We start from the raw sequence: 13,170 nt of genomic DNA, 5'->3' as shown, positions 1-13,170 counted from the left end.
CCAGAACCTCAACGCATTGTCATGAACGAAGTCCAACGTGAAGGGGGCAAGGCCCCCGCCGCCCGCCGCCGCAAGACCTGGAAGCTGGCGCTGATCGCGCTCGTGGGCCTGGCCGTGCTCGGGGGGGGCGGTTTTGCGTACTACCGCTGGGGGCCGGGCGCCAAGACCGAGAGCGCCTACATCACCGCCACGGTGCAGCGCGGCGACATCGAGGACCAGGTCAGCGCCACCGGTTCGCTGCAGCCGCGCGACTATGTGGACGTGGGCGCTCAGGTGTCGGGCCAGTTGCGCAAGATCCACGTGGAGGTGGGCAGCGAGGTCAAGGAGGGCGACCTGCTGGCCGAGATCGACGCCGAGACCTCGATGGCGCGCGTGGACGCCAGCCGCGCCCAGCTGCGCTCGCAACAGGCCCAGATGGGCGAGCGCGAACTCACACTGGCCAAGGCCGAGCGCGACCTGCAGCGCCAGAAGAACTTGATGGCCGAAGAGGCGACCACCGCCGAGACGCTGCAGAACGCGGAAACCGCGGTGAAGACGGCGCGTGCGCAGATCCAGTCGCTCAAGGCCTCGATGGAGCAGTTGCAGGCCAGCATGCGGGTGGAAGAGGCCAACCTCAAGTACACCAAGATCTACGCGCCCATGGCCGGCACGGTGGTGAGCATCACCGCGCGCCAGGGCCAGACGCTGAACACCAACCAGCAGGCCCCCACGCTGATGCGCATCGCCGACCTCTCGGTGATGACGGTGCAGACCCAGGTGTCCGAGGCCGACGTGAGCAAGCTGCGCGGCGGCATGCCGGTGTACTTCACCACCCTGGGTGGCCAGGGCCGCCGCTGGTACGGCGAACTCAAGAAGATCGAACCCACGCCCACGGTGACCAACAACGTGGTGCTCTACAACGCGCTGTTCGAGGTGCCCAACAACAACCGCAGCCTGATGACGCAGATGACCGCGCAGGTGTTCTTCGTGGTGGCCGAGGCCAAGGACGTGCTGGTGGTGCCGATGTCGGCGCTGACGATCCAGCGCGGCGCCCAGGGCAACCGCGGCGGGCAGCAAGGCGGGCCGGGCGGGGCGCGCAACAACCCGGGCGCCGGCGCTGCGCCCACGCCGGCCGCGCCTTCCGGTGCCACGCCCGCTCCCTCCACCCCGGGCGCCGCCCCGGCGGCGCCGACGCAGCGGGGCACGAGCACGTCCGCCATTCCGTCGGCGTCCTTCAAGACGGTGGCCGACACCGTGGTCGCGCAGGCGGGCGGCGAGCGTCCTCGCATGGACCGCGAGGCGTTCGAGAAAATGACGGACGAGGAGCGCGCGCGCTTTCGCGAGCAGCGCCGCAAGGAACGCGAAGCCGCCGGTGGTGCCGCGCCGGGCGGTGCGGGCGCGGCGGCGGGTGCGGGCGGCGATCGCCCGCGCATGAGCCCCGAAGCGTTCCAGAACATGAGCGAAGAGGAGCGTGCCCGCTTCCGCGAGCAGCGCCGCAAGGAGCGCGAGCAGGCGCAGGCCAACGGTGGCAGCGCGGCCACGGCACCCGGCAGCGCCAATGGTGCGGCTCCCACGCAGAAGCGGGCCGCCTCGGGCACCGATGCCGGCGGCAAGGACGCCGCGGCCGCCAAGCCCACGGCGCCGAACGTGAGCGGCATGCCCCGCAACGACGGGCCCACCCGCCCGGCGCGCGGCCCCCGCCAGGCCAAGGTCAAGGTCATGGCCGAGGACGGCACGATCGAAGAGCGTGACGTCACCATCGGCATCAGCAACCGGGTGCATGCCGAGGTGCTGTCGGGCCTGAAGGAAGGCGACCGCGTGATCGCCGGCGTGCGCGAACCCGAGCGCCGTCCTGCCAACCCGACACAGGGCACGGGCCTGGGGCAGCCGCAGGGCATGGGTGGTCCTGGTGGCATGCCGGGTGGCGCCGCCGGTGGGGCGCGCCGATGAGCCAGCTGCCGCAGTCGCATGAGGCCGAGGCGCTGCGCGCCGCGCCGCAGAGCGCGGGCGTGCCGCTGATCGACCTGAGCGGCATCACCAAGACCTACCACAACGGTGACCTGTCGGTCGAGGTGCTGCACGGCATCGACCTGCAGATCTACCCCGGTGAGCTGGTGGCCATCATGGGCGCGTCCGGTTCGGGCAAGTCCACCCTGATGAACATCCTGGGCTGCCTTGACAAGCCCACCACCGGCCGCTACCTCTTCATGGGCCGCGATGTCTCCGAACTGGAGCGCGACGAGCTCGCCGAGCTGCGCCGCGATGCCTTCGGCTTCGTGTTCCAGAGCTACAACCTCATCGCCACCGGCACCGCGGCGGACAACGTCGAGGTGCCCGCCGTCTACGCGGGCATCCCCCCGGCCGAGCGCCATCAGCGTGCCAGCGAATTGCTCGGCTCGCTGGGCCTGGGCGAGCGCATGCACCACCGGCCGAACCAGCTCTCGGGTGGCCAGCAGCAGCGCGTGTCGATCGCCCGCGCCTTGATGAACGGCGGCCGCGTGATCCTCGCCGACGAACCCACCGGCGCGCTGGACAGCAAGAGCGGCGCCGACGTGATGGTCCTGCTCAAGGAGCTGGCGGCGCAGGGGCACACGGTGATCCTCATCACCCACGCCGCCGAGGTCGCGCAACACGCGCAGCGCGTGATCGAGATCAAGGACGGCCACATCCTGGCCGACCCGGGCCCACGCCCGCCCGAAGGCCAGGCCGCGCTGGCGGCGCAGAACTGGACGGCGCGCGCCGGCCGCATCTCGCACCTGAGCGATGTGGTCGAGGCCGCCAAGACCGCGCTGCGCGCCCTGCGCGCCAACGTGTTCCGCGCCATCCTCACGCTGCTGGGCATCGTGATCGGCGTGGCCTCGGTGATCGCCATGCTGGCCATCGGTGACGGCGCCAAGCAGGTGGTGATCGACCGCATCAGCGCCATGGGCTCCAACCTGTTGCTGGTGCGCCCGGGCGCGCCCAACCAGCGGGGCTTCTCCAACACCGCGACGCTGGTGCTCGCCGACGTGAACGCGATCGACAAGGAAGTGCCCAACGTGCTGGCGGCCGTGCCCGAGCAGAGCAGCAACGCGACCTTGCGCTATGGCGAGTCCGACTATTCGAGCAGCATCCTGGGCACCTCATCCAAGTTCCCGCTCGCGCGCCAGTGGAAGGTGCAGCGCGGCACCTTCTTCACGGACGAGGACGAGCAGGAATACGCCACCGTGGCGGTGCTGGGCCAGACCGTGGCCAAGGCCCTGTTCCCTGGTGGCGAGGAGCCGCTGGGCAAGTTCGTGCTGGTGAACAACCTGATCTTCCAGGTGGTGGGCGTGATGAGCACGCGCGGCGCCTCGCCCAACGGGCAGGACCAGGACGACGTGGTGCTGGTGCCCTACGCCACCAGCCAGTTGCGCCTGTCGGGTCAGCGCTTCCTGCGCAACGTGACGGTGGCGGTGTCCGACGTGAGCCGCATCGACGAAACCCAGTCGGCGGTGGAATCCCTGCTGGCCGAGCGCCATGGCGTGATCGACTTCCAGATCCGCAACATGGCGTCGATCATCGACACCGCGACCGAGACGCAGAACACCATGACCATCCTGCTGGGCTCGATCGCGGCGATCTCGCTGCTGGTCGGTGGCATCGGGGTCATGAACATCATGCTGGTGAGCGTGACCGAGCGCACCCGCGAAATCGGCATCCGCATGGCCACGGGCGCGCGCATGCGCAACATCCTCCAGCAGTTCCTGATCGAGGCGCTGGTGGTCTCCGCGCTGGGCGGCCTGATCGGCGTCGTCATCGGCCTGGGCGTGGCCTTCGTGATCGGTGCCACCGGCACGGCGGTGCAGTTCTCCGTCACCCCGGTCGTGCTGGCGTTCGGCTGCGCCTTCGCCACCGGCCTGATCTTTGGCTACCTGCCCGCGCGCAAGGCCGCGCGGCTCGACCCCGTCGTGGCCCTGTCTTCCGAATGAACACCGTGATGAAACCGTCAATGTTCCCCTTGGCCAAACCGCTGCTCCTGGCCGCCGTGCTGGCCTTGCAGGCCTGTGCCAGCACCGAGCCGGCGCGTGGGCCGGTGGTCGAGATGCCCGCCGCCTTCGCGCCCGCGCTGCCCGCGACCGACGCGCCGCAGCTGACCACCGCCTGGTGGCAGTCCTTCGGCTCGCAGCCGCTGGAGCGCCTGATCGAAGAGGCGCAGGCCGGCAGCCCGGACCTGCGCATCGCGATCGAACGCATGCGCCAGGCCGACATCGCCCTGCAGCAGGCGGGCGTCTCGCGCCTGCCGTCGGTCAACGGCAGCCTGGGCAGCACGGCCGGCCGGACCGACGCGCCGGGCACCGCGTCTACCTCCCGCGAGTCGAGCAGTGCCGGGCTGTCCGTCAGCTACGAGGTTGATCTCTGGGGCCGCATCGCGGCCGGCGTGCGCGCGGGCGAGGCCTCGTTCCAGGCCAGCCAGTACGACTGGAAGACCGCGCGCCTGACGCTGCTCACGGCCGTGGCCAACAACTATTTCCTGTGGCTCAACACCGCCGAGCGCCTGCGCATCGCGCGCGAGAACCTGGCCATCGCCGAGCGCGTGCTGGCGATCGTGGAAGCGCGCCAGCGCAACGGCGTGGCCACGGCGCTGGAAGTGTCGCAACAGCGCACGACGGTGCTGTCGCAGCGCACGGCCTTGTTGCCCATCGAATTGCAGCAGCGCCAGACCGCCACCGCGCTCGCGCTGTTGCTGGGACGCGTGCCGCAAGGCTACGCGCCTGAAGCGGGTGAATTCACGCAGCTGCGTGTGCCCGCGCTGTCGCCGGGCCTGCCGTCCTCGCTGCTCACGCGCCGCCCCGATCTGGCGTCCGCGGAAGCGCAGCTGGCCGCGTCCGATGCCAACGTGGAAGTCGCGCGCAAGGCGCTGCTGCCGAGCCTGTCGCTGTCGGCGTCGGGCAGCCTGGGCACCTCGGCCCTGATCAGCCTGGCCGACCCCACGCGCAGCGTGTCGCTGGGCATTTCGCTGGCGCAATCGATCTTCGATGGCGGGCGCCAGCGCCTGCAGATCCGCAGCACCGAGTCCCAGCGCGTGGTGCTGATCGAGAACTACGGCAAGGCCATCCGCACCGCGCTCAAGGAGGTGGACGACGGCCTGGGCAACGTGGCGCGCAGCGAGCGCCAGGAAGCGCTGCAGCGCGAGGTGGTGGCGCAGGCGCGCCGCTCGCTGCAGCTGGCCGAGCTGCGGTATCGCGAGGGCAGTGGCGATCTGCTCTCGGTGCTGGACGCGCAGCGCACCCTGTTCGCCGCCCTGGACGCCCTGGCCACGCAAAGCCTCTCGCGCCTGACCGCCGCGCTGGACATGTACAAGGCCCTGGGCGGTGACTGGGCCGGTCCGCCGCCGCCGATTTCCTGAAAAACAGAAGCAGGACAGCAACTTTTTGCGGGGCTCCGAGGGCTTTTCTAAATGAGAATAGTTATAATTCTCAGGCTGATGAGCGCAGGCGGTTTCCGCCCTCGCGATGTCCCGCCTTCCGTTGGCTTCCGATCCGTTTCTGCGTTGTCTCTACTCCCGTGAAGAACCCCCCAGCCGCCCAAGCGGCGTCCAACCGTGCCTACTGGCTCAAGACCCTGCACCAGTGGCACTGGATCAGTTCGGCGCTGTGCCTGATCGGCATGCTGCTGTTCGCCTTCACGGGCATCACCCTCAACCACGCGGCCGACATCGCGGCCGCTCCCCAGGTGCAGCAGAAGCTGGTGCAATTGCCCGCCGAACTGCAGACGGCGCTCGCACCCAAGGACGACGAGCCTGACAACGCGGTGCTGCCGCCCGAGGTGCACCGCTGGCTGGCCGAGGCGCTGGACGTGCCCCTGCCCGGCACCACCGCCGAGTGGTCGCCCGAAGAGATCTACCTTTCGCTGCCGCGCCCCGGTGGCGATGCCTGGCTGCGCATCGAGCGCGAGTCGGGCAGCGTGGAGTACGAGCGCACCGACCGAGGCTGGATCTCCTACCTGAACGACCTGCACAAGGGCCGCCACACCGGCCTGGCCTGGAAGTGGTTTCTCGACATCTTCTCGGTGGCCTGCCTGGTGTTCTGCATCACCGGCCTGTTCATCCTCAAGTTCCACGCGACAAGCCGCCCCACGACCTGGCCCATGGTCGGCGCGGGCCTGGTGATTCCCTTGTTGCTCGTGATCCTGTTCATCCATTGATTGCCGAAGGAGCTGCGTTCCCATGTTGATCCGATACGCCACCGCCATTTCCGCGGCTGGGTTTGCCTTCCCCGCCCTGGCCGCCGACATGGCGCTCAAAGTCGAGATTCCGCGCTTGACCGTGGCGGAGTACCACCGCCCCTACGTGGCGATCTGGATCGAGAAGAACGACCAGTCCTTCGCGGGCAACCTCGCGGTCTGGTACGACATCAAGATGCGCAACAACGAGGGCACCAAGTGGCTCAAGGACATGCGCGCCTGGTGGCGCAAGAGCGGCCGCGAGCTCACGATGCCGGTGGACGGCATCAGTGGCGCCACGCGCGCGCCCGGCGAGCAGTCGGTGCAGTTCGCCGACAGCACCGCGCTGGGCAAGCTGGCCCCGGGTGAATACAGCCTCGTGCTCGAAGCCGCGCGCGAAGTGGGTGGCCGCGAGGTGGTGAAGGTGCCCTTCGTGTGGCCCCCCAAGGCCGCCACCACCACACAAGCCCGTGGCGAACACGAACTCGGCGCGATCAGCGTCACCGTCAAACCCTGACCCCGACTGGAGACCCTCATGAAAACCACCACCGTTCGCGCCCGCGTTCTCACCCTGGCCGCCGCGGCCGTGCTGGCCCTGCCGGCCGCCGTGCATGCGCACCGCTCCTGGCTGCTGCCCTCGGGCACCATCTACTCGGGCCAGCTGCCCTGGGTGTCGGTCGATGCCGCCGTCTCCAACGACATCTTCTACTATGAGCACAACGCCGCCGGCCTGGACAACTTGGTGGTGATCGGTCCCGATGGCCAGCCGGTGCAGGCCGAGAACCAGGCCAAGGGCCGCTACCGCAGCATGTTCGACGTGAAGCTCGACAAGCCCGGCACCTACCGCCTCGCGCTGGTGAACGACGCCCTCATCGCCAGCTTCAAGGTGGGCACCGAGAGCAAGCGCCTGCGCGGCACCGCCGAGTCGCTGGCCAAGGAAATCCCTGCCAATGCGGAAGACCTGCGCGTGAGCCAGTCGCAGAACCGCGTGGAGACCTTCGTGACCTCCGGCAAGCCCACCACCGAAGCCCTCAAGCCCACGGGCCGCGGCATCGAGTTGGTGCCGGTGACGCACCCGAACGATCTGGTGGAAGGCGACACCGCCACCTTCCGTTTCATCGACAACGGCAAGCCCGCGGCCGGTTACGCGGCCACCGTCATCCTGGCCGGCCTGCGCTACCGCAGCGAGCTGGGTGAAATCCGCACCACGACCGACGACAAGGGCGAGATCAAGGTCAAGTGGCCAGCGGCCGGCATGTACTGGGTGAACATCGCGCCGCCGCGCGCGCCTGGCATGGGCGGTCCCGGCGGCGCTGGCGGTCCTGGCGCCGGTGGCCCCGCTGCGCCTGCCGCCGCGGGCGCAGCCCCTGCCGCCGACGCACCGCGTCCCGCGCCCACGGGCCCGGCAGGCACGCTGGCCGAGCCGGTCCGCCGCTCGGGCTACAGCCTGACGCTGGAAGTCCTGCCCCGTTGATGCCCCGGCGCAAGCCGGCATGCCCCAGACCATGCAGATGGCTGGGGTTGTTTTTTGGTTTTCTGACCCACGCAACATGAACCGTGTGCTGGTGCCCCTGGAGCTGGATGCTTCGATGCCCATGCTGGGTGCCCAGGCACACTGCCTGGACGGCCAGACCATGGGCACGACCTGGCAGGTGCGGTGGGTGGCGGCCGGTGCCTCGCCCAGCGGGCTGGTGCGCGTCGCCGTTCAGGACGAGCTGGATCTGGTCGTGGCCCAGATGAGCACCTGGCTGGAGAGCGCCGACCTGGAGCGCTTCAACCGCGCCCCGGCCGGCACGTGGCACACCGTGCCCGAGGCCATGGCCGAGGTGCTGGCGGCGGCCCTGTGGCTGGCCGAGATTTCCGGCGGCGCGTTCAACCCCGCTGCGGGCGCGCTGGTGAACCTCTGGGGCTTCGGCCCCAGCCCGCGCTACACCGACCCCGGCTTCACCCCTCCCACGGAGGGCGCGGTGCAGCACGCCCTGGCGCTCAACGACTGGCGCGCCCTGCAATGGCAAGCGGCCAGCCGCCAGCTTCACCAGCCCGGTGGCGTGCGGCTGGACTTCTCGGCGATCGCCAAGGGTTACGCGGTGGACCGGGTGTCGCGGCGGTTGAGCGGCATGGGCTTGCCCCACAGCCTGGTGGAGGTGGGGGGCGAGCTGCGGGGCCAGGGCTTGCGGCTGGGTGGCCAACCCTGGTGGGTGGACCTCGAATCGCCGCCCACCGCGCCTGGACAGGCACCGCTGCCCACCACACGCGTGGCCCTGCATGGGCTGTGCGTCGCCACCTCGGGCGATTACCGGCGCGTGTACACACACGATGGCGCGCGCTGGCCGCACACCATCGATCCGCGCAACGGCCGGCCGCTGGCGAATGGTCTGGCGTCCGTGAGCGTGCTGCACACCGAATGCCTGTGGGCCGATGCCTGGTCCACCGCGCTGACCGTGCTCGGAAGAGAGCAGGGCCTGGCCCTGGCCACCGCGCACGGCATCGCGGCCTTGTTCGTGCAGCGCGAGCCCGATGGCCGATTGACCGAAACCCTCACACCCGCGATGAAGGAACTCGCCGGATGACCAGCGAAAAATGGCTCTACGCCCTGGCCACGCTGCTGTGCTACGCCCTGCTGTGCGGCGCCATCGCCTGGCAGCACCGCAACCGGCAGCGCGCCGCGCAGCGCCGGGTGGATGCGCTGCTGCCGGCCACGCCAGGTGTGCCCGCGTGGTGGGTGGCGTACGCGAGCCAGACCGGCCAGGCCGAAGAGCTGGCCTTGCAGACCGCGCAGGCCTTGCACACGGCGGGCGTGCCGGTGCGCCTGGCGCCGCTGAGCCAGATCAGCCTGGCCGACCTGCAGCAGGCCGATCGCCTGCTCTGCATCGCGAGCACCTACGGCGAGGGCGATCCGCCCGACAGCGCCGTGCTGTTCGCCCGGCAGGTGATGGCCAACGCGGGTGTGACGCTGTCGCACCTGCACGTGGGCCTGCTCGCGCTGGGCGACAAGACCTACGCCCACTTCTGCGGCTTCGGCCGCCAGCTGGACCAGTGGCTGATGGACCGCGGCGCGCAGGCCCTGTTCGAGCGCATCGACGTGGACAAGAGCGATCCCGACGCGCTGCAGCGCTGGCGCCAGCACCTCGCGCACCTGGCCGGCACCAGCGACCTGCCGGATTGGGAGGCACCGGCCTTGCAGCCTTGGCGGCTGCGCGCGCGCCAGCACCTCAACCCCGGCAGCGCGGGCGAGGAGGTGCATCACCTGGAACTGGTGCCTGCTGAGGCCGGCGCGGCGTTGCCCGAGTGGCAGGCGGGCGACCTGGTGCAGGTGGAGGTGCCCACCGCGCCGGGCGAACCGCGCGACTACTCCATCGCTTCCGTGCCGCAGGATGGCGCCGTGCACCTGCTGGTGCGCCGAACGCGCCGCGCCGACGGCAGCCCCGGCCTGGCCTCGGGCTGGCTGACGCAAGCTGCGCAGACCGGCGACACCGTCACGCTGCGCGTGCGCTCGCATGGCGGTTTTCGCATTGGTGACAACGCTCAGCGTCCGTTGATCCTGATTGGCAACGGCACGGGCCTGGCGGGTTTGCGCGGGCACATGCGGGCGCGTATTGCGGCGGGGAAGGGGCAGGTGCCCATGTGGTTGTTGTTCGGCGAACGCAACGCGACGTGCGACGCGCACTACCGCGACGAGATCGACGCCTGGCAGCGCGATGGCTGGCTCCGCCGTGTGGACTGGGTGTTCTCGCGCGACCAGGCCGAGCGGCGCTATGTGCAACACGCCTTGGCCGAGGCCGCAGCGGACGTGAAGGAATGGGTCGGGCAGGGCGCTGCGGTGTACGTGTGCGGCAGCCTTGAAGGCATGGCCGGCGAAGTCAACGGCACGCTGCAGACCATCCTGGGCGAAGAGGCGCTGCAGCAGCTCACCGCCGACGGTCGCTACCGCCGCGACGTGTATTGAACCGGGTGGCGCATCCGGCGCGGGGGGATCAAGTCTCTGCCCATTGCTGCAACAGCTTGTGGTAGTGGCCGGTCAGCGCCACCACCTCGGCGGTGTCGCCCAGCTGGTTGCGCAGCTTGAGGATGGTCATGTCCAGATCGAACAGCATCGAGCGCCGCCACGCGTCGCGCACCAGACTTTGCGTCCAGAGGAACGAGGCCACGCGCACGCCGCTGGTCACCGGCTCCACGCGGTGCAGGCTGGTGGACGGATAGACGATCGCGTCGCCCGCATCGAGCTTGATCTCGTGCATGCCGAAGCTGTCCTCGGCGATCAGCTCGCCGCCTTGGTACTCGTCGGGTGAACTGAGGAACACGGTGGTGGACACGTCGGTGCGCACCTTCTGGCCGCTGAAGCGGTCGGTCTGGATCGTGTTGTCGATGTGGTTGCCATAGTGCCCACCGCCTTCGTAGCGGTTGAACATCGGCGGCAGCATGGTGGCTGGCAGCACGGCCGAGACGAACAGCGGATGGCGTTGCAGCGCCTGCGCGATGCGCTGCGAGAGCGGCGCGAACACGGGGGACGCGGTGTCGAGCTGCAGGTTGCGCTTGACGTTGGCCGCCTGCGGACCGGTGGAGCGCAGACCGTCCACCCAGCCCTGGGTGTCGAGCACCTGGCGGATCTCGGCCACTTCGGCTGGTGTGAGGACCTGGGGAATGTGCAGCAGCATGGACAGGGTTCCTGAAACGGGAAAAGGCCCGCCATGGGGCGGGCCTTTTCGATGGTAGCGTTCTGACGGGTGGTCGGGATCAGAACTTGACGTTGGCGGTCAGCGCAGCGGAGCGGGGCAGGCCCAGCGCCAGTCGGCCACCACCGTTGTTCAGGGCCATCAGGTATTCCTTGTCGAACAGGTTGTAGACGTTCAGGCGCAGGCTGACCTTGTCGGTGAGTTGGTAGGCGACCATCGCGTCGGCGACCCAGGACGAGGGGATGTTGGGCACGTTGCCCGTGCCGCCCACGGTGACGACGCGCTTTTGCTCGGAGGTGTAGCGAGCACCCAGGCCCAGCGTCAGCTTGTCCAGTTGGTACGAGCTCCACACGGTGGCTGTCAGGTCGGGCGACCAGCGCACGCCGTCGGTGACCGTGACCACGCCGGTGGTGGCGTTGCGCGAGCGCTGACTGAGCGCCTTCGTGCTGGTCTTGGCCAGGCCGGCCGTGATCTGCCAGAAGTTGGTGATCTGGCCCACGGCCGACAGCTCAAGACCTTGCACACGCGTCTTGCCGTACTGGAACACCTGGCCGGTGATGGGGTCTTGCGACGTCTGACCATCGTTCTCGGTGCGGAACACGGCCGCGGCCACGTTCATGCGCTTGTTCAGCAGTTCCCACTTCGTGCCCAGTTCGATCGTGTCGGTCTTTTGCGGATCCAGCGTCGAATTGGCCTGGTTGCCTGCGGCGTTGCTCAACTGGAAGTTGCTGGTACCGGGCGGGGTGGCCGAGGTGGCGTACGAGGCGTAGACGCTGCCGTTTTCCGCCGGCTTGTAGACGCTGCCGACGCTCCAGCTCACGAGGCTGCGCGAATCGTCCAACAAGGTGCGAACGCCCCCTGAGGTGACGTTGTCGGTGCTCAGCTTGTAGACGTCCACACGCAGACCACCGTTGATCGACCAACGCTCGTTGAGCTTGGCGTTGTCAAACGCATAGGCGCTGATGGTGTTGGTGGTGCCGCCCGTTTCGCCTCCCGTGCGCCCGCCGAAGTTGGCCATGGTCTGGAACGGGTTCGGGTTGTACAGGTTGGCTGATGGCGTCGTGCCCACGGCGGTGCCATGGTCGAAGGAGTTCTGCTTTTCATGCAGCAACTCGACACCGGCTGCCAGGGAGTGCTCCATGCCGCCCGCCTTGAACTCGGTGTTCACGCTGGTCTGGTTGGCGAGGATGGTGTTTTCCTGATCGACGCGCTGGCGTGAGCGGGCCACCAGCCAGGTGGCCGGGTTGGCGGCCACCACGGCCGGGTTCACAGCGGTGGCGGCGGTGTTCGTGGCGGTGATGCCAATGATGCCGGTCAGCGTGCGGTCCATGTGGGTCTTGCCGAAACGCGTGATGTTGCGGATCGTCGTGCCTTGGCCCAGGTCGTGCTCGATCTTGGCCGTGATCATGTCGGCATCGACCTTTTCCTGGTCGCTGGGGCTGCCATAGAAGTTCTCGCGGCGCACCTTGGCGCCCAGCGGCGAGGTGAATCCTTCGTAGCCGATGGCGGGAATGCCGCCGTCCGGCACGTTCTTCTGGCGCAGGTGCTGGCTGAAGAGGTGCAGGCGGGTGGGCGTGCCCAGGCCGGTGACGTAGGACAGGCCCACGCCATAACCCTTGTTCTCCACATAGTCGCGGCCATCCACGCCACTGTCCTGCACCATGGCGTTCAGGCGGAAGGCGGAGGTTTCGCTCAGTTGCTTGTTCAGATCGACGGTGGCGCGCTTGCGGCTGGCGGTGCCGACCGTGCCGGAGGCGCTGCTTTCGTCACCCAGATGGGCCTGCTTGGAGATCAGGTTGATGAAGCCCGACGCAGCGCCACGGCCGGTTTCTGCACCGGCGGCGCCCTTGACGATCTCGACCTGTTCCAGGTTGAAGGTGTCGCGCGTGACGGCGCCGAGGTCGCGGATGCCGTCGACGAAGGTGTTCTGCTGCAGCGAGAAACCGCGCAGCTGGAAGGTGTCGCCGGCCGAGGTGTTGCCGTTCTCACCCATCTGCATGGTGATGCCGGGGGTGTTGCGCAGGGCTTCCATCAGCGTGACCGCGCCTTGCTCTTCCAGCACTTCCTTCTTGATGATCTGGATGGTCTTGGGCGTGTCCACCAGCGGGGCCGTCATCTTCTCGTTGGCCGATTTGTCGGCCTTGTACGGCACCTCGGGGGCTTCCTTGACGGTCACCGTGGGCAGGGTGGTGGTCTGCTGCGCCATGCCGGCGGCAGGAACGGAGGCGGCCAGGAGGGCCAGGAGGTGGACGGGTTTGCTGTGCTTGCGGCTGCGGATATGGGCCATGGGTGAGTCCTTGCGGTGCGGGTGCGATGGTGTGTTGGCTGGCAGGCG

Annotated in this window: 10 protein-coding genes; 8 read left to right on the top strand and 2 right to left on the bottom strand. The window is 68.9% G+C overall.

Annotated elements, in window-relative coordinates:
* Positions 1 to 21 precede the first annotated feature (21 nt).
* From AC1Q9M_RS10130 to AC1Q9M_RS10095, 8 genes are all read left to right on the top strand, one after another.
* Positions 22 to 1,929 (top strand): efflux RND transporter periplasmic adaptor subunit, encoded by a 1,908-nt coding sequence (locus tag AC1Q9M_RS10130; protein WP_444686846.1) that lies wholly within the window; start codon positions 22 to 24, stop codon positions 1,927 to 1,929.
* Positions 1,926 to 3,929: a MacB family efflux pump subunit gene (locus tag AC1Q9M_RS10125; protein ID WP_444686845.1), complete on the top strand. Its 2,004-nt coding sequence runs from the start codon at positions 1,926 to 1,928 to the stop codon at positions 3,927 to 3,929. The genes AC1Q9M_RS10130 and AC1Q9M_RS10125 overlap by 4 nt, the downstream gene beginning before the upstream one ends.
* An 8-nt stretch (positions 3,930 to 3,937) precedes the next feature.
* Complete coding sequence (locus AC1Q9M_RS10120; RefSeq protein ID WP_444687488.1) at positions 3,938 to 5,347, top strand: efflux transporter outer membrane subunit; 1,410 nt, start codon at positions 3,938 to 3,940, stop codon at positions 5,345 to 5,347.
* A 158-nt stretch (positions 5,348 to 5,505) separates the two neighbouring features.
* Positions 5,506 to 6,144, top strand: coding sequence for a PepSY-associated TM helix domain-containing protein (locus AC1Q9M_RS10115; RefSeq protein WP_382320426.1), 639 nt, complete (start codon positions 5,506 to 5,508; stop codon positions 6,142 to 6,144).
* A gap of 22 nt (positions 6,145 to 6,166) precedes the next feature.
* A complete protein-coding gene (locus AC1Q9M_RS10110; RefSeq protein ID WP_291118744.1) occupies positions 6,167 to 6,679 on the top strand; it encodes a DUF2271 domain-containing protein in 513 nt (170 codons plus the stop codon).
* Between the two features lie 18 nt (positions 6,680 to 6,697).
* Entirely contained in the window at positions 6,698 to 7,636 is a 939-nt protein-coding gene (locus tag AC1Q9M_RS10105) for a DUF4198 domain-containing protein (protein ID WP_382156934.1), read from the top strand.
* Between the two features lie 76 nt (positions 7,637 to 7,712).
* Positions 7,713 to 8,732 (top strand): FAD:protein FMN transferase, encoded by a 1,020-nt coding sequence (locus AC1Q9M_RS10100; protein WP_492433604.1) that lies wholly within the window; start codon positions 7,713 to 7,715, stop codon positions 8,730 to 8,732.
* On the top strand, positions 8,729 to 10,108 hold the full coding sequence (locus AC1Q9M_RS10095) for a sulfite reductase subunit alpha (RefSeq protein WP_444686843.1): 1,380 nt from the start codon (positions 8,729 to 8,731) through the stop codon (positions 10,106 to 10,108). Before AC1Q9M_RS10100 ends, AC1Q9M_RS10095 begins: the two co-directional genes overlap by 4 nt.
* A 28-nt stretch (positions 10,109 to 10,136) precedes the next feature.
* Here the strand turns inward: AC1Q9M_RS10095 and AC1Q9M_RS10090 are convergent, their stop codons facing one another.
* Together AC1Q9M_RS10090 and AC1Q9M_RS10085 are read right to left on the bottom strand one after the other, a co-directional pair.
* Positions 10,137 to 10,817: a Fe2+-dependent dioxygenase gene (locus AC1Q9M_RS10090; protein WP_444686842.1), complete on the bottom strand. Its 681-nt coding sequence runs from the start codon at positions 10,815 to 10,817 to the stop codon at positions 10,137 to 10,139.
* A gap of 79 nt (positions 10,818 to 10,896) precedes the next feature.
* Positions 10,897 to 13,122, bottom strand: a complete 2,226-nt coding sequence (locus AC1Q9M_RS10085) for a catecholate siderophore receptor Fiu (protein ID WP_492433601.1) — start codon at positions 13,120 to 13,122, stop codon at positions 10,897 to 10,899.
* Between the last annotated feature and the right edge of the window lie 48 nt (positions 13,123 to 13,170).

It is taken from the genome of Hydrogenophaga sp. GW823-FHT04C09, from assembly GCF_058796355.1.
Note: the sequence above shows the minus strand (reverse complement) of the source record. Positions and strands in the feature narration are given on the sequence as shown.